Annotated in this window: 16 protein-coding genes; 12 read left to right on the forward strand and 4 right to left on the reverse strand. The window is 37.3% G+C overall.

Features of this window, described 5'->3' with window-relative positions:
• Positions 1 to 77 precede the first annotated feature (77 nt).
• The 4 genes from IW15_RS08420 to IW15_RS08435 all read right to left on the reverse strand — a co-directional run bounded on the left by IW15_RS08420 (position 78) and on the right by IW15_RS08435 (position 3,690).
• Positions 78 to 548 carry an OsmC family protein gene (locus IW15_RS08420; protein WP_034710577.1) on the reverse strand — a complete coding sequence of 157 codons (471 nt, stop codon included), beginning with the start codon at positions 546 to 548 and terminating at the stop codon, positions 78 to 80.
• 108 nt (positions 549 to 656) lie between these two features.
• A complete protein-coding gene (locus IW15_RS08425) occupies positions 657 to 2,216 on the reverse strand; it encodes an Rne/Rng family ribonuclease (RefSeq protein ID WP_034710578.1) in 1,560 nt (519 codons plus the stop codon).
• A gap of 372 nt (positions 2,217 to 2,588) precedes the next feature.
• Positions 2,589 to 2,879 (reverse strand): HU family DNA-binding protein, encoded by a 291-nt coding sequence (locus IW15_RS08430; RefSeq protein WP_002984212.1) that lies wholly within the window; start codon positions 2,877 to 2,879, stop codon positions 2,589 to 2,591.
• A gap of 139 nt (positions 2,880 to 3,018) precedes the next feature.
• Positions 3,019 to 3,690: a response regulator transcription factor gene (locus IW15_RS08435; RefSeq protein ID WP_034710579.1), complete on the reverse strand. Its 672-nt coding sequence runs from the start codon at positions 3,688 to 3,690 to the stop codon at positions 3,019 to 3,021.
• A 192-nt stretch (positions 3,691 to 3,882) separates the two neighbouring features.
• Here IW15_RS08435 and tssO point away from each other — a divergent pair, with 192 nt between their 5' ends.
• The 12 genes from tssO to IW15_RS08500 all read left to right on the forward strand — a co-directional run bounded on the left by tssO (position 3,883) and on the right by IW15_RS08500 (position 18,316).
• Positions 3,883 to 4,416 carry a type VI secretion system TssO gene (gene tssO, locus IW15_RS08440; protein WP_034710580.1) on the forward strand — a complete coding sequence of 178 codons (534 nt, stop codon included), beginning with the start codon at positions 3,883 to 3,885 and terminating at the stop codon, positions 4,414 to 4,416.
• A 6-nt stretch (positions 4,417 to 4,422) separates the two neighbouring features.
• Positions 4,423 to 4,950, forward strand: a complete 528-nt coding sequence (locus tag IW15_RS08445) for a type VI secretion system transmembrane protein TssO (protein ID WP_034710582.1) — start codon at positions 4,423 to 4,425, stop codon at positions 4,948 to 4,950.
• Positions 4,951 to 4,995: 45 nt separating this feature from the next.
• Complete coding sequence (locus IW15_RS08450; RefSeq protein WP_034710584.1) at positions 4,996 to 5,907, forward strand: PKD domain-containing protein; 912 nt, start codon at positions 4,996 to 4,998, stop codon at positions 5,905 to 5,907.
• A gap of 48 nt (positions 5,908 to 5,955) precedes the next feature.
• Positions 5,956 to 8,355, forward strand: coding sequence for a type VI secretion system protein TssR domain-containing protein (gene tssR, locus IW15_RS08455; protein ID WP_034710585.1), 2,400 nt, complete (start codon positions 5,956 to 5,958; stop codon positions 8,353 to 8,355).
• 93 nt (positions 8,356 to 8,448) lie between these two features.
• Positions 8,449 to 8,952 carry a DUF4280 domain-containing protein gene (locus IW15_RS08460; RefSeq protein WP_034710587.1) on the forward strand — a complete coding sequence of 168 codons (504 nt, stop codon included), beginning with the start codon at positions 8,449 to 8,451 and terminating at the stop codon, positions 8,950 to 8,952.
• A gap of 18 nt (positions 8,953 to 8,970) precedes the next feature.
• Positions 8,971 to 11,715, forward strand: a complete 2,745-nt coding sequence (locus IW15_RS21950) for a hypothetical protein (protein ID WP_051881863.1) — start codon at positions 8,971 to 8,973, stop codon at positions 11,713 to 11,715.
• 51 nt (positions 11,716 to 11,766) lie between these two features.
• Entirely contained in the window at positions 11,767 to 12,351 is a 585-nt protein-coding gene (locus IW15_RS08475) for a hypothetical protein (protein WP_034710589.1), read from the forward strand.
• Complete coding sequence (locus tag IW15_RS21955; protein ID WP_131368527.1) at positions 12,329 to 12,952, forward strand: hypothetical protein; 624 nt, start codon at positions 12,329 to 12,331, stop codon at positions 12,950 to 12,952. Before IW15_RS08475 ends, IW15_RS21955 begins: the two co-directional genes overlap by 23 nt.
• Before the next feature lie 82 nt (positions 12,953 to 13,034).
• On the forward strand, positions 13,035 to 14,006 hold the full coding sequence (locus IW15_RS08485; protein WP_034710590.1) for a hypothetical protein: 972 nt from the start codon (positions 13,035 to 13,037) through the stop codon (positions 14,004 to 14,006).
• A gap of 189 nt (positions 14,007 to 14,195) precedes the next feature.
• Positions 14,196 to 14,600, forward strand: a complete 405-nt coding sequence (gene tssD, locus IW15_RS08490) for a type VI secretion system tube protein TssD (protein ID WP_034710591.1) — start codon at positions 14,196 to 14,198, stop codon at positions 14,598 to 14,600.
• Between the two features lie 297 nt (positions 14,601 to 14,897).
• A complete protein-coding gene (locus IW15_RS08495; protein WP_034710593.1) occupies positions 14,898 to 17,393 on the forward strand; it encodes an ATP-dependent Clp protease ATP-binding subunit in 2,496 nt (831 codons plus the stop codon).
• 68 nt (positions 17,394 to 17,461) lie between these two features.
• Positions 17,462 to 18,316, forward strand: a complete 855-nt coding sequence (locus IW15_RS08500) for a lytic transglycosylase domain-containing protein (RefSeq protein ID WP_051881915.1) — start codon at positions 17,462 to 17,464, stop codon at positions 18,314 to 18,316.
• Positions 18,317 to 18,330 lie beyond the last annotated feature (14 nt).

Genomic DNA, 18,330 nt, shown 5'->3' on the forward strand with positions numbered 1-18,330 from the left:
TTTAAATATTTTAGAGTTATTTCTATTAAAGTCTAGTATTTAAGCAGGTTATACAGCTTTTATTTCTGATGTGTAATTTATTTAACTAACACAGTAGGGATATGTTGTACCGGGAAATTTACGGAGTTTGCAATGAAACAAAATTGATTGGCCTTATGGTGAAGTTCCCTGGCTTTTACCACCATAGACTCATCTGTTACTGTAACGGTTGGATGTAAAATAACCTGTGTGAAATGCCCACTGCCATTGGGTGTTTCCGTCATAATCCCTGTTGCAGTATCCTGATAGTCTACGACAATAATGCCTGCTTCAGAACAAAAATGCAGATACCAGAGCATGTGGCAGGAAGAGAGAGAAGATAAGAATAAATCTTCAGGATTGTGTTTTGTCTTATCACCACGAAAGGCCGGATCGGAAGAACCTTCCATAACAGGTTTATGATCGACAGCAATGGTATGGCTTCTCTCGTAATCTCTGTACCCGCTAGTTCCTGTGCCTTTATTTCCGGTCCATTGGATGGTAGTTTTGTAATGATGTTCTTTGCTCATTTGGATTGAAATAATTTAATTGTAAAAAAAGTATGGGTTAAAAGTAGGGAAATCTTTTCTACAGAAATAGAAAAAGCCTCCAGAAAACTAGAGGCTTTAAATTTTGTTTTAATTAGAATATCCTGATACTTCTTCTTTTTTAGAATTGTAAATTTTGTATTCTAAGTATTTAAAAGAATCCCTTGGGATAATGGTTACCCATTTTTTATACTTGATAAACCATTTCATCTGGATGCTTTTAATTCCCTTAGTAAGGTAAGCTTCCACGAATGGGTGTACATGCAGGTAAATTTTTCCTTTATCCTTTTGCATGATATTTCTGATGGTTTCTTCCATCCTTTCCACGATCACAATTGGAGCTACAATTTCTCCGTCTTTGTTCGGGTTTTCTTCTTTGGTCTCGATCTGTTTTTCCGGACGGTTTCTTTGTCTGGTAATCTGGATCAGTCCAAATTTACTTGGAGGCAGAATCTTATGGCGAGCTTTGTCGCGACTCATTTCCTCTTTTAGATGTTCGAACAGATTTCTCCTGTGATCCGGGTTGGTCATGTCGATAAAATCAATCACGATTATTCCTCCCATATCGCGGAGACGCAGCTGTCTGGCGATTTCTGTGGCTGCCATTTTGTTCACATTCAGAGCGTGTTCTTTATTGGCAGTATTTCCGGTAGTGATATTATTACCAGAATTCACATCGACTACGTGTAGTGCTTCTGTGTGTTCAATAACAAGGTAGGCACCTTTCGAGCTTGGAATGTTAACGTGTTTTCCAAAACTCTGTTTAAGCTGTTTTTCGACGTTGTAATATTCCAGAAGTGGAATATGGGAATCGTAAAACTGGACAATATTCTTTCTTTCCGGGGCAATTACTTCTACATAATTTTTCATTTCAGTTACCATCTGCTCGTCGTCGCAGAAGATATTCACGAAATCCTGGTTGAAATTGTCTCTTAAAATAGCTGAAGCTTTATCTTCTTCGCTTAAAACTTTAGACGGAACTTTATTTCTCTGGATATTGTTAAAAGTTGTTTCCCATTTCTGAATCAGCTGATTCATGTCGTTATGCAGGTCTGCAACTTTTTTTCCTTCGGCAACCGTTCTTATGATCACACCGAAACCCTCAGGCTTGATGCTTTCAATAAGGGTTTTCAGTCTTTCTTTTTCCTCAGAAGTTCTGATTTTTTTAGAAATTGAAACCTTATTGTCGAAAGGAATTAAGACCAAAAAACGTCCTGTCAAAGAAACCTGAGTTGAAATCCTCGGTCCTTTGGTTGAAATCGGCTCTTTGGTGATTTGTAGTAGAACCAGATCATCTTTTGCGATCACCTTTTCTACCGTTCCATTTTTGTCTATTTCGGGTTGTATCTCGAAATTTTTTAAGCTTGAAGTGCTTTGTTTTTTAGAAATAGTGTCTTTTAAAAACTTCTTGTATGTAAGATATTGCGGGCCCAGGTCCTGGTAATGTAGAAATGCATCCTTGTCATATCCGATATTAACGAATGCAGCATTCAGGTTGGGAGCCAGTTTTTTTACTCTTCCTATAAACAGATCTCCAACTATAAAATCGCTTTTGTCCTCTTGCTCATGAAGTTCACATAGTCTTCCGTCTTCCAGTAGTGCAATCTTTGTAAGATCATCTTCATGCGAAACTATTAGTTCTTTCTTCATTTTGTTATTAAGATAAAATTGTTAAGATTATAGGGAATTGGCATGTTTTTTATCAAATTAAAAATATTTTAAATGTAAGGATTTAGAATTAAAGCCATCATATTTTATTAATAATAAATTAAAAACATGTTATTATTTCCACGAAATCTTATAGTTGCAAACAAAAATATAGTCGGTAAACTTTAAAAAAATAAAGCTACCAACTATATTATTATATTGTAAATCTCGAGAAAAAGAGATTACTTTTTCTTATGTCTGTTCGCTCTTCTTCTTTTCTTTCTCTTGTGTGTTGCAACCTTGTGTCTTTTTCTTTTCTTTCCGCTTGGCATAATTTTAAATTTTTTAGTAACTAGTTAATATTCAGTTAATGTTTTATTTTACTGCGACCTTTGTTTTTACTTTCTCTACAAATGATTTTGAAGGTTTGAAAGCAGGAATGTTGTGAGCAGGAATCTCAATTGCAGTGTTCTTAGAAATATTTCTTCCTGTTTTAGCAGCACGTGTTTTAATGATAAAAGATCCAAAACCTCTTAGATAAACGTTATCCCCATTATACATAGAAGTCCTGATCTCCTGCATAAAAGCTTCTACAACTTTCTGTGTTTCATTCTTTTCTGTTCCCAACTTATTTGAGATGGTGTTTACCAATTCTGCCTTTGTCATTTCCTTTTTTAATTTTAAATTTTAGGTGTGCAAATTTAGTTAAAAAAATTGAATACTAGCAAATTAGTCGCAAAAAATTTTTGTTTAAACAGTTGAGATTTTAGTATTTAATCTATATTAAGATTACATTACGATAAGGTTACATGCTGGAATTGTAATAGCCATTTTCTACACAGAAGCGGATGAGGTGGAGTTTTGTCTTCAATCCCAGCTTTTCTGTAAGCCTGTTGATATAGGTATCAATTGTTCGTGTGCTTAGACTCAGTTTTTCTCCGATCTCCTTGTTACTGAAGCCTTCATAGCAGAATTTCATCAGCTGGATTTCAGTTGGAGACAGCTCTTCTTGGCTTTTTTTCTGTCGGTCCATATACTCCATAACGGCAAGCGGCTGCTGTTCCCATTCTTTGGAATATACTTCATAATCGAAGGTGTCGGCAGCTATTTTACCTTTAATAATATCTTTAATAATGCTGCTTTTTTTCTCGCAGTAATAGATATTGGGTATTTTTGAAAGAATCTCGGCCATATCTTCCTGATAGGTTCCAGAATAGGTAACGATAGGGGTTTCCGTATTGCTTTGTCTGATGTATTTTATTGCTTCAATTCCACTTAATACCGGCATAAAGAGCTCAATTACGAAGACATCTTCCTGTCTTCTGTAAATTCTGTTAACAAGCTCATGCCCGTTGTTACAGTCATTAAGAAGCATATAAAAAGGATTTTCCAACAGCGTCTTGACCATGATCTTTTTAAAATAAAAATCACTGTCTGCAATCGAAAACCGCACAGTATTAGTTAATATCTTATTCATTTTTAATATCGATTTGGTGTAGGATATTATAAAATTTAGAGGCCTAATTTATGAAAAACTTATGAATGTGAAAGTTAATCTTAAATTAATTAATAACACAACAATATTTCCCGGATAAATACAGGGGGAAAATACTTATTGTACATAAAATTTTTTTTTTATATTTTCACTGGCCAAACAAATCACAAACATATGTCTTCAAACAGGGAGAAAAAATTAAACAAGTCTGACGTCAGAGTAGGCATTTGGAAGTTTATTCTGTCTTTTGCCGTTTTATCGGTAGTCACCTTTGTGTGTGTATTGTTCTTTTTTAAAAGTTATGATACCCAGCGGGAAGGAATCAGGAGAGAATCCGAAGCGTATAAAGATCTCATCGACCGGAGCGATGCTCTGAAGCAGCATGTGGATAATATCTATGAACGAATGAACCAGCTTAGTACCGATAAGGTGGATAACGAAATTTTCCTCAGAACCAATATTATAGATAACTTAAGAGATGCTAATAACATTATGGGCAAAGACAGTTCCGGAAGTTTTAAGCATTACGCTGTTTTGATGAAGCAGATTGAAACGATGCTTACCCTGAAAAGTAATATAAGTAGTGTAAAATACAGGAAAAATATTGCCATAAGGGATCTTAATGAATGCATGAACAAGTCAAACGTTGTGAATAAGGAACTTAAGATTGATCCTACAAGAAAATTTACAGGAGGCCGAAGAAAATAAAAACATATGCAGGGACACGTTACACTATCTAAAAAAGAAAAGCATTATCAGTTTTTTTATTTAATACTGATGCTTTTTGCAGCAATGATATTTTTAGGAATACTCTTTTTAAAAGGGTATGATTCACCGTTTTCTGATGAAGATGTACGGGGCATTCAAAATCTGGAGCAGAAATCAAAATTTGAACAGCATCAGAAGCTTGTTCTGCCTATTATGGATAGTACCTATTCCATGATCACCAGGATTACAGATGTGGCTCCTGAGCCATTTGTAGAAGACAATATCGAACTTGGTATCAATGATCTGCAGAATTATTTTAATGCAAAAAATGATATTACTGATGTCCGAAAAGATGCTTATCCGCAGATTGCTAAATTCTATAAAATGTATTTTGATGATAAGAAGGTCATTTCTTCAACGACAGAAGATATTAAAAAGTTTGAAAAGCAGGTGGAAGATTGCAGGATTGGATTTAAAGATAAGCAAACCCGGCTTTTTCAGCGGGAAAATGTATTAAAATCAAGGACGCAGTAATCAAATCAGAATATAAGAAAACAAAACACATCACAATTATTAACTATGAATTATTTTCAAAAGAACAAAAAAAACATTATTATTGGTGTTATTGCAGCTCTGCTGATAGCAGCGCTTGTAGCATTGTGGCTTCAAAAAAAGGTGATCCATTCTGCTGATGATATTGTTGGGGTTGTTTACCCGTCTACGCTGTTAGTTGGAGATACGCTTTTATTTGAAGATAAAACCCAATTTGCGAAGACAAAAAGATGGAATTTCGGGGATGGCAGAACCTCTGATAAAAACAGTGGTATCCACTTTTATGACAAGCCTGGTTACTATCAGGTAAGCTTAATTGTTGATAACAAATACACAAAATCCTTCCCGGTAATGGTATCCGCAAGAGGACTTCCGAAGGCAAAAGATTCCGCAAAAATTACAACAACAATTGATGCTCAGACGCAGGCGATGCAGAATGAAAACGTACAGTTCCGTGCGATTTCCGATGCAACAAAGTTTTCATGGAAGTTCGGGGAAACCGGAAATACAGATTCCAAAGATAAGATGGCAATTTATTCTTATAAAAAGCCCGGAGATTATTTAGTGACATTATATACTGAAGAAAGTCAGGATCCTGTTTATCACCGTATCAAAATTCTTCCCGCTTACGATGCTTTGCAGGAAGAAGAAGTATCTGTAGAAGATTCTTATGCAAGAATTGATAATGATTTTAAATATCGTTTGCAGCAGATTGCTAACGGTAATAATTTCAATATGAATTATAACTATCTGCTGAGAACCTATCTCTGTAACAACGAAAATACAGTCGTAAAAGTGAACGATAGCAAAACGAACAATTTTTACATGTATTGCGCAGGACTTCAGTTTGACAAGAATACGGTCATTCAAACTGTAAAAGTTAATTTTGATGACAAACAAAACTGTGTTACCAAAGTTGATATAAACCAAAGTAAATAATATCATTCAGTACCCCTGGATGCACACCACTCATAAAAGAAAAATAGGATGAAAAATAAATTTCCTCTAGCAGCATATTATATTGGTCTTTCGGTTTTACTGACGAGCTGTCAGGTAAAACTACCGTCGAAAAGAACACCTGAACCTGCACAGTACGGTCAGGTAGATAATTCACCTGTCGTAAATGGATATCCGAAAAAAGCTACTCCGTGGATTGTGGTTTCAGACCGCTCAAGAAATACGGCTTATCTTGATAAAAATGATGAGAAATCATATAAAGAAGTTAAGTTTCTGGAACCTTTAATGGTTTTAAAACATAGAGACGGAATGGTAAAAGTTGCCGAGTATATTCCGGATGCCTTAATGAAAAAAGTTTCATCAAAGTCTATCAAAACATACGGCTGGATTCCCGAATCAGACCTTCTTCTGTGGAACAATTCTTTAAAAAGCGAAAAAACAGGATATCCTATAAGAGTAGCAGTTGTTCCGAGCAACAGTGAAGTGATCAGAAGCTCAGACCGGTATTACAAAAACGATTCTATCATGGTGTTTAATTCACCAAGTCTTATAGAAACCGCCAATGTTAAAATTCCGAACGGACAGATGGTATACGTCTACAAACAGGCCGAAAACAACAAAAGATTTTTGGTAGGTAAGAAACCATCAATTGATATGGATAGTATCAGCACGAGTCTGTATGGCTGGGTGAGCTCCAATGTAGTGTCTGCATGGGGGGAACGTTCTGCCATAAAATTGAAAAACAATACCGGAGTTACAGAAACAACATTAGGAATACATGAAGGGTATCCGGGAGGAGCCGATGCAGAAAATAAAACAGCGATTCTCCTTACTGATGTTAATAAAAGAACACCGCTGGAAAATATTTATCCGGTAAATTTAGCTTTAAATGAGGCTCAGACACCAGATTCCAAAACAAAATATTTTACGAATATACTAGATTACAGCAATAATTATATATTCAATGTTTTAGGAGAGAAAATCAAGTTTGACCGCTATAGAGAAATCACCGAAAAAGATAAAGCGATTAATATTGTTTTCGCACTCGATGTAAGCGCACAAAATGCTCCGTATTCTCCTATTGTAAAGTCTTTATTGCAGGATCTTCAGCTTAGATTTGAAAAACCTTCTTATTTTAATAATGTGAAATATGGAGTGGTATTATATAAAAATAATTCATGTGGCAGCAATGTTTCCGTTTCCAATTTGAGTACGGATTACAGTAAGATCACCAAATTTATAGACGAAAAAACCAATGAGATGAACTGTCCAAGCAACAATGGGTATCAGCCGGTAGGCGAGGCCCTTGCCGCAGCAGGAAATCTTCTTTCCAATGTTCCGGACGAAACGAATATCGTGATCACCGTAGGAACATCAGCCAATCAAAGCGGAAATATGTACAGTGTGATCAGTTCACTTACCCAGGCACAAGCCAGGTTAATCATGTTCCAAACCAGTGCAAGATCATCAGATACTTACAATGATTTTGTGCTAATGGCAGAAAATATTGTGACCAACACCGCTAAGAACATTGCTGAACTTAAGAAGCAAAAGATCATCAACCAGAGCGATGTCCTTACAAAAAATAATTTCAGCCTGATAGAAGGTGATGCCGGATTCTTCTCATTAGATTACCCGAAGCAAAGTATGTCCCAGGGATTTGTAATATTTCCTAAAAAAGGTGATATTGCAACACCAGGATATCTGAAAAAATCGGTGGACAGCCTGATTGCTCAGGTGACTTTAGATAACCAGACTATTGATAAATCATTGAATGAATATTTCCATTCTACAGTAGGAGCGGGAAGAACAGATGTAGATATGAAATACAAATATCTGTATCCGGGTCTTACCAACCCTGTACCGGCAGGAATTGCTGCCCAGTTGATAAACTATGGAAACCCATTCCTGGTAAAAGGTTATATTCCAAAAGATTTGAAAGATTATAAACCGGGTATTGAAAAGGGAATCCTGATTTCTGAAGTAGAATATGATAATCTTAAAGCATTCTACACCGAAATTTATCAAAAAACCGATGCTGAAAAAGTAAGCTTCAGCCAGTCAGCAGCGATCAAGGAATATGTAAGTATTTTGAAAAAATACAATCCTACGATCAAATTTCTGGATAAATCGGAATTGTATGAGCTTCCAATGTCTTATTCGGTAGGAATGAGTACAGGTTTTGATAATTCCGAAGAGGAAACCATGTCTAAATACAAGCTGAAAGGCTGGAAAAAATCTAAAATCGTTAATAAAGAAACCGTAAGAACGTATTTCAAATATTACAAAGTATTAGCAGACAGAATGCTGAACCATAGAAATGATCCAGCGGTGAAAATCCAGCAAAACGGACAGACTTTCTATTGGCTGAACGAGTACTTTATGCCAACGATGATGCCAGTTGAAGAACCGGAATATACTAAACATTAACAACTTATAATACTAGAAAGCAGAAATTTATTTCTGCTTTTTTTATGTATTACAGGAAATTTTTTATCTTTGATATTACCCAAATCATGAAGTATGTCAAATCAATCATCATCTCAGGACGGCAAATATTTTGTCGTTCAAAAGGGTAAGTCCCAATGTAATCAGGGCGACCAGTTTCCCAAGCATAAAGTAACGGCACATCAACAGCACTACTGGAATGATGCGGAAGGCAGTGCAGAATATCTTGCCGTAACAGAAGATGATCTGCAATTTGATCCTCCAGGTCCCAGTTTTGGAAAATGCAAGCTTAAGCCAACGGCAGGAGGATATTTGCCGTGTGCCTATGCTCCGGCAGGAAAGTGGCAGAAAACCTATGAAAAAGTAAAAGTCATGGGAAAAAGCTGTGTGACGGAAGCTTCCGAGCTTCAGTGTACAACAGGCGGGAAAATTACGATAAAGGATCACGGGCAGCGCGGACAGATGAGCAAGAAGAATGTGCAGAATACGGACAGTAAAACGGTACAGCATATCAATCCTCTGGTGAAAATGGATGACTTTAAAGAATCTGTCGAGGAAAGTGAAATCGACGCTTATTAACTGTTAAAATTTTCTACGATGCCAACAAAACAAGGAGTTTCAAAAATATCCGGAAACCCTTCTCCCAAAGTAGGCGAGAAGACAGTTTATACCGTTACAGAATGGTATCCCGGTACCCCTGAAGAGAAAAAAAATCCCGCAATGGTTACCTGGGAGTTATTTAAAAAGCGTTCTAACGGAAGTTTTACTACCACCAATATCAAGAAAAAGGGCGACGGAACATTTACCTTTGGTGAAGTTTCCTATAAACATACCTACCGTTTGGAGGCCTATCTTAATGAACCTGAAGGAGAAGGATTAACCACGATAGATATTACCCCTCAGCCAACTGCTGTTCCGAAAATTAATAAAGTAGAACTGCTGTATGTAGATGATACAAAAGGGACCGTTTTCAGCTACATGGAAAAACTCGTGGCCAAGGCCCAATGTGTAAATCTTGCCGGTGAAAAACTGCTGTTTACCCTCTGGGAAGATGATGCCAAAGGAGAAGGCCACAATGGTAGCAATCTTTTTGTTGATAAAAAAGAAGGGACAGTAGGTACAAATGGCGTGGCGAGTGTAGAATTTCTGCTGACAAAAGCTATGGTGCAAAAAGCGGCCAAAGGAGAAATGGATAAAGAACTTGAATTTTACGTCACTGTAGAATATTATACAGATAAAAAACACGCATCAGACAACGTAAACGTTCAAAATCCTGAATATAAACCTCCTGTACAGCCCAAAACTCCGGCATCACCGTCTCCAGCCCCAGGAAAAACCCCTCCGAAAGCTAAAGACTCTCCAGCAGCACAAAAGCAGCCTTCCAACAAAGAAAAAGGAATGGTAGATCAGGCAGTCGACTGGTTCAAGGAACTTTGGGATTGGGGAGAATCCAGCGGAACGGTAAAGCCTAAACAGACTCCAACTCCTCAGAAACCAGACGGTAAAGCAACCACTAAAGTAAATGACCAGGAGAATACAGTAGATTGTGGCGGGAAATACTGCATTAAAAAAGGAGATAAAAGCGAACTCATCAGAGAAGTTAACATCCGTCTTTCCGGTTTTGGAGGGAATGTTCCTACAGATGTATTTACGGACAGAACGGAAAAAATGATCAAGCAATTCCAGAAAGATTATATGAAAGTTCCTGAAACAGGGAAGATTTGTGGAAATGTTCTGCGGGCCATTGATGATTTTTCTACAAAATTTGATATCAGCAGCACCTTTTGGGGACAGATTAAATGCTCTTGCGGCACAAAAGGAAAAGAAGCAACCAGTAAACTCAGAGGAACGAAAGAAACCAATAACTGCAAAGGTTTTGGTGACGGTACCGGAAAAGGAACCTATAAATCGACTACGAAAACAGAGGCGTTCCATAAATATGAATATCCTGGCCTTCACAGGTCACTTTTATTTGGATTCAAAGCGCTGCAGTATTATTTCAGTCTTCAGAAAACCTATACGATAGACTCCTTCAGCTCCGGATACCGATGCCGTTTTAAGAACTATACAACGACCAATCATCAGGGTAAAGCAATAGACATGCAGTTCAGTAAAGGAACTTGGGCGATAAGAGGTGCACAGGATAAAAACCTTAAAGAATTGAGGGATATGAGGGATAACATCTTCGTTAAATACCTTGGAGCTCAAAAAGAATGGCCCGATAAAGATAAATTCTCGATAGAACCTATTGATCTGCTGTATGATAAAAACAAAAATCCCAGGTATGACCATACATTCAGCTGGATCCATATGGACGTAAGGGAATTCAGTACAGAATACCTTGACGATAAATATTTCTGCAAAAGTGCTACAGAACTTAATGGAAAAAGCATTGTACAACTCGCCAAAGAACTTGGACAAACCAAAGTATGCGAATGTTTAAGCGGATTCCAGGCACAAAAACCGGTGGCCAATAAACCCGGAACCTGCTACTGTACAAAAGATCTTACAGAAGAAGTGCTTGTATCGATTGGAGTGGCTAAAGATAAAGCCAAAACGTATCTTGAAGCACTGAATAAAACCATGACGGATTATAAAATCAATACCTGTCTCAGAAAATCTCATTTCCTGGCACAGCTGATCCACGAATCCGGAAACTTTAAATATACGGCTGAGCTAAATGTTGCAGATACTGCATACGGAGGCTATAAAGGAAGAGGACTTATCCAGCTGACGGGTGCCGGCAATTACAAAAGATATGGAGATTATGAAAACCAGGATTTCACTTCATCATTAGATAATAAAAAGAAACTGGAAGCTTTGCCTTACAGTGTAAGATCGGCAGGATGGTACTGGACAGAGCTTAAAAAAATCAATGAAAATGCAGATGTTAATGATTTAATTTACATTACTAGGATCATCAATGGTGGATTAAACGGTTATAACGACCGTCTGAAGTATTTCAAAAAAGCCTATGAAAATCTCTATGCGTCCTGTAAAGATAAAGATGATAAAAAGACGGATGATTTCATCTTTAAAGACAGCAAGGCGTATAACGATAAAAGAGGTTCCTTTGCCTGGGGATTGTGGCATGATCCTGATCTGGATAAATCAGGCTGTACCAAAGATAAAGCCAAGGCAATTGAAGGCTATACAAGATTCATAGCCCTTGCCGGCGATGCATTTGAGGAAACCAATTGGTATAATGTTCAAAAAATGAGCGGACTAAGCGGCATACGGTATTATGTCAAAAAGAAAGAAGGAAATAAGATGGTGGACGTTGCTTATGTTAAAGTTCTAAAAGCTGCCGAAACAAGGCTTAAAGCCTTACAGGGGAAATAAAATATCTGCTGTTTAATAAAAGTAAACGGTTAAAAACAAATAACAGAATTCATGTATTATAAAACTCATTTTATATTCATTTTTGCTTTCCTGATCTGCTGTACAGAAAGGTCCAAGACAAAATCTGTGTTGGAAAGAACTACAACGGGAAGCGAGGCTGTAACCAATATGGCATCTGTAACCGGAAACGCCGGTACAGAACTCGTTGCCCTGCCTTTTGATTTTGAAAAATACACCACTTTATGCATCCAAAAAGGAGGTTCCGAATGTGCTGAAAGATATCCGCTTCTGAACGAAGGAAAATCCAGAGAGCTGATGACTCAACTGTCTTCAAAGCTGGAAGGTACCCCCGAAAGGATTTTTCAACTACATTCCAGCCAGAAAAATAACCTTAAAATTTATATTATTTGTTTTGACGGAGACTCCAGTTCCGAAGAAATGGTTGTCATTAGAGGAAATCAGATCGTATCACAGGAATCAGTAGGCTATGCAATGCCGGAAAATAAAACCTATCAGTCGTTTTCCGTGAATGAAGACCTTACCGTGGATATCTATGAGGTGAATTACAGTGATTTCAAAAAGAAAACCATCAGAAAATATAAAATACAGGCAGATGGCAGCATCTCCAAAATCTAAAAAGATGAGCTGGACAACCCTTATTCGTCCGGCTTTTTTGAGTATATTTAAAATGAAAAATAAAGCGTTTATGAGTAGAAAAAATATTCTCAGTCTGGTAATGGTATCGGCAGTTTGCCTGATGTCATGTAAGAAAAATACAAACGCCCAGCCGAAAAAAAGCACAAACATTACTGCTGTCCAGAATAAGGCACCAAAAGATTCCGTAAACAACGCTGCATCTTTTCAACAAAGTAATACGGAAACAACGGTTCCAGATAGCCAAACGGTATCTTCTAAAACTGACGCAACACAAAAGAATGTCAACAAGATAGAAGGCCGGTTTGTAGCGGAAAACTGTGAAAACGGAAGATTTTCCATTGTCATTGCTGAAGTTAACCATAAGCTTACATTCAAAATCTACGATAAAACCAAAATAATTCTTTCCGGAAAAGCAGAAACCTCCATCAATGATGACGGCAGTACCACCATCGGAATGGGAAAGATGGGCGGGAGGTTTGCTGACGATAAAATCACCGTGCAGAACTATGGAAATTCTATGAATGAATATGAAAACTTCACACAATGTGAAGATAAATATTTAGAATTCACAAGAAAGTAGTGTACTACAGATTTATACCAAATAAAAAGATTAATAGTGAAAATTGATCTAAATTGATTGCTGCCCAAACTAACACTGAACTATGATCATCCATTTCATCATTTCCGGAGAAACGCTGGAAAGCATTGCTGAAGAAATACACCTTGAGAACCCCCAATACCTGAAAGAATACCACAACCGGTATTGTGCAAAAGAAGATTATATTTATGATCAATTAATTCCAAGGAAAAAACTGTTAATCCCCGAAATGGATAAAATCCGGGAATACAACAGCAGAAACGATGCACCTTTCAAAAAAGTTGCGCTGAATCCTGAGATTACTTTTGTTCCGGAACATAAAGAAAGAAAATACCGTGTTACCATCACAGAAACTCACGAAAAAGAAAAAGGCGACAGTAAAAGCAGTGATATTGCGTACAGCATCACTTTACAATGGGTGAAAAAGGATCTCGATACTCACATTTTTCATCTTTCGAAAGAAGATTTTTATACTGACAATGAGAGCAAGATGTCCGGTCTGGCCATCGAATGCATTCAATCCTTACATCCTTTTCAGATCACAACAGATTCAAAAGGTGAAATTCTCAACATCAGCCTTTTACCAGGAGTCATTAAAAATTTCGGAAAAGCTAAAGAAAGACTGGCCGATCTTTTCCCTGACCCCTATGCATCCAGATATATTGAGGATTTTGAATATGTCATATCCGATGAAAAACTGTTTAGCGAACGGATGAAGCAAGACACGTTCCTGAGGATTTATTTCGCGGGCCTAAGAAATGACTTTAAAAATGGAAAATCCTACTTCCGGCAATCAATTTCTGATGAAAATATCCCGGTAATCATCCAACAGACTATCGAAGATGAAGACTACACGGATGAGGTAGATCTTCTGTTGAATCTGTCAAAATCAGAAGCTCCGGATCTTGTAGAATATGACGGAACATATACCATAACTCTGGAAGATGGAATGATAAAAAAGGCCTGGATAAAATATTCTGTTTTCCGTTTTGGGGTAAAATATACCACAAGAATTGCAGTTGATGAATTATTTTAAATTGTTGTTATTGAGTGTTTTATATCGTTTTTAAAAATCAATAATCGTAGAATTACGACATCAAATCGTAGAATTACGACAAATTTTAAAATTTATATTCAAAAGCTTTTGAGAAAAAAAAACGCGTTTTATATTTGCTATAGAAATCATCAAATAACAAAATAATAATAACGATTAAAATTTATTATCATGGCAGCAAATTCAAGAGGAATTTTAAAATTCAACGGAAGCGAAGGACAAAAATTATTAAAGCTGAATTACAGCGTATCAAGATCTACTGACGTATCAGGACGTGTAGCATCAGATCCTTCAAATGCACTCATCAAGCTTACCATAGAAGCTACAGAAAAATCAGACATTCTAGAAAGTTTACTCAACGGAAAGTACAAGCCTACTACAGGTGAAATTACTTTCAACAAATCTCATGAAGAAGGAACATTAATCACTCTAAGCTGGGAAAACGGATACGTAATTCAGCACGAAGTGGATTTCGATGCGGTAGATGAAAACAGTATGCTGATCAGTTTTGTGGTAAGTGCAGAAAAAATCAATTATGGTAATTCTGCTTATGATGGAATCTGGCCAAATATGTAGTAATACGCTACACATCATCAACATTCATAAAAAAAGACTGTCCCCTAAAAAAGACGGTCTTTTTTTACCATTAGGAAAAAAATATATCTGTTTCCGATTCACTTTTTTATGACAAAAAAGAGACTATGTCACATTTGAAAGACATACTTTACATTATTGGAAAAAAACTAATATCTTAGTATACATAAAATCTTATATGATTATAGATCATCATGTTGTTTAAAATATAACAAAAGACAGAATTCTGAAAATACACCAATATCAGATATATTATTAATTTTTGAGAAAAATTTTAAAATGGGAGTACTAGTAACCAACGAGACAGTAAAACAATTATTTCACATTGCTCAGTCGATCGCTAAGGAAAATTATAATGCCGCGTATGGCGGTCCGCATATTCTGCAGGCTTTAATGCATAAAGATATCGGGCTTAATGAATTTCTGAAAAATATAGATAAAGACCCCGGATATTTCTACGAATGGGCCGATGTCCGCATTGAAGATTATCCTAAAACCACCCATCTTCCGGATGATATAAAAGAAGATGATGCCGTGGATACCATTATCGAAGAAGCTGATGATATAAGATTAAAATTGGGGTTGGACGAAATTACTCCGATCTGTATCCTGACAGCTATTGTAAAACCGCAGGTTGCTTTCTCATTGCAGCAACTGAAATCCCTGCCGCTCAGAGAACACGAGATATTTAATTTATATAGAAAAGATAATCCGTTCAATGCATCTGAAGATGGTGAATTTGCTTCACTCTTTTCAAATGGGTCTGATTTCTCGGATTCATCATTTCCATCAATTAAAAGCTATTGTGTAGACAGAACTGCGCAGGCCAGAAAAGGCGATCTGGAGAATATTATAGGCCGTGACAAGGAACTCAGGATGCTCGTTGAAATCCTGTGCCGAAGAAGCAAACCGAATGTCATTATCATCGGTGAGCCCGGTGTAGGAAAAACAGCATTGGTAGAAGGTTTTGCTACTGAAATTATAAAAGGAAATGTGCCTGACATGCTTAAAAACGGCACCCTTTTAGAACTCGACACTGGCGCTTTACTTGCCGGAACTTCTTATAAAGGAGAAATTGAAGACCGTCTGAAAAAGGTCATCAACGAATGCAAAAAAATTGAAAAAGCAATACTTTTTATAGATGAAATTCACACCCTGCTGGATCCAAAAGGAAGCATCGGAAACGTTGCCAATCTTTTGAAACCTGAATTGGCGAGAGGTGAAATTACCGTAATCGGTGCAACCACTCAGGAAGAATACAGAAAAATCATCGAGCCGGAACAGGCTTTTAACAGACGTTTCGAAGTGTTGACAGTTCATGAGCCAGATGAAAAAACATGTGTTAAAATGATCGATGTTCTTTTAGACGGCTATAAAAAACACCACGGCATTGAAGTGGAAAAAACCGCGCTTCCAGAATGTGTGCGTTTAGCAAAAAGATATGCAAAAGGGAAAAAATTACCGGATGCGGCGATTGATTTGTTAGACAGAACAATGGCAGCGATCAAAATGCTGGATGAACTCTCTGAAAAAGAACTTGAAAGCTGGAAAGAAATCTATGAAACCATTCTCAAAGAAGAATATTTGGATGAAAAAGACAAAGCCGATGAACTGATCTGGAATTATAACTTACTGAGAGATAAAATCAGTCCGATTTTATGGGGTTCACTGAGTGAGCAGCCACAGATCGACAATTCAATGCCGGTTGAGGAAATTCAGAAAATTATTGAAGAAACCTATGCAGAACTCGTACAGCATGCCTCAAAGAAAAGAGAAAAAGTAGACCGCCTGGAACTGGCAGCCGTGATGGCCGCAAAAACCAATATTCCTATCGGTAAGATCCAGGCTCAGGAAAAAGAAAAGCTCCTGAATATGGAAACCCTTCTCCTGAATAGAGTAGTGGGCCAGGATCACGCTTTAAAAATCCTTTCCGATGCCATTGTTGAAAACCGAAGTGGTCTTAATAAACCCGGACAGCCTATCGGATCATTCTTTCTTCTGGGCCCTACCGGTACCGGAAAAACAGAATTGGCGAAATCAATGGCAGAGCTTCTTTTCAACGATGAAAAAGCAATGGTACGGTTTGATATGTCTGAATTTAAAGAAGAACATTCTGCTGCATTGTTATACGGAGCGCCTCCGGGATACGTAGGCTATGAAGAAGGGGGAATGCTGGTCAACAAAATAAGACAGCAACCTTATACCGTAGTTTTATTTGATGAAATTGAAAAAGCACACCATTCTGTTTTTGATGTGTTTCTACAGATCATGGACGAAGGAAAAGTGCATGATAAACTCGGTAAAGAAGGAGATTTCAGCAATGCTCTGATCTTATTCACCTCCAATATCGGAAGTGAGGAAATTGTAAAACAGTTTGAAGAAGGAAAAGTACCTGTGTCCTCCTCACTAATGCAGATTATGTCTAATTCAGGAAGATTCAGGCCTGAATTTTTAGCCAGAATCACGGAAATTATTCCTTTTGCACCTATCACAGAATCCATTGCAGAAAGAATCTTTAACATCCAATTGAAATCACTTCACACTTCACTGACGAGATTGGGGATTGTCCTTAAAATAACTGATGAAGCGGTTAAAAATCTTGCATTGGGAGGATTCAGCAGTAAATATGGGGCAAGACAGATTTCGGGAGTTATCCGTGCACAGCTTGCAAGACCGATTTCCAAAATGATTGTGAGGGAAGAAGTAAAAGCCGGACAGACCATTTCGGTAGACTGGAATACAGAAGAAGAACAGCTAAGCTGGAAAGTAGAGTAATATAAAAGTGAAAAGCGAATTGGCCACCAGCGAATGAACTTTTCACTGTTAAATATAAACCAATGGAAATGAAAATTATTTTCAAAAATATCCTGACAGGATTATTGTTGATGGGAACTGTCACTTTTGCGAATGCCCAGTTTCTTGAAGCTTCGGATACCTCAGAAGGAAGTGTCCGGAAATACAAAAGTATCATTAATGCTAATAAAGATATTGTTGATTTTATAGAATACAGCCTTGTTCAAAAAGGGCTGCCAAGGCATCTGAGAAATCTGGCTTTAATTGAATCTCATTTTAACAGAAACATCACTTCGGGAGCAGGAGCAGTAGGGGTTTGGCAGTTTATGACCGCACATGCCAACCAATATGGGCTTTCAGAACAAAACCGTAATGATTTGTATAAAAGTACAAAAACAGCAGTGATCTCTCTTGCCAACCTCTATAAGAAATATAATAACTGGGTTACCGTAGTGGCCGCCTATAATTGCGGAGAAGGGAATATCGCCAAAGCCATGCAGGCTGCAGGCTCGTCTCAGTATCATGAGTTTTACAAATATCTTCCCGGAGAAACCATCAATCACGTAAAAAAATACCTTAACGCGTGCTATGCCACAGGAGAACTGCCAAGCGTTCTGAGCAACTATAACAGCTCGCGTATGAACACCGTTTTCTTTACCGAAGGTGGAAATCGAAAAAATGATGAATCCCTTTCGGAAACGGATATCAATGCCGGGTTTAACCTCAATATCATTGCCGAAGAACTTAAGGTAGATGTAGATAAAATACTGGCATGGAATCCCGGTATTGAACAGGAGCTTGAGAAAAAAGGAGAAAGTACTTTCTATCTCCCGATGGATTTGATGCCTGATTTTCTTTTAAGAAAAAATAAAATACTTTCCCGTTCGATAAAACAAGCAAGATAACACCACAAAATACC

It is taken from the genome of Chryseobacterium soli (genome assembly GCF_000737705.1).
GTDB classification, from domain to species: domain Bacteria; phylum Bacteroidota; class Bacteroidia; order Flavobacteriales; family Weeksellaceae; genus Chryseobacterium; species Chryseobacterium soli.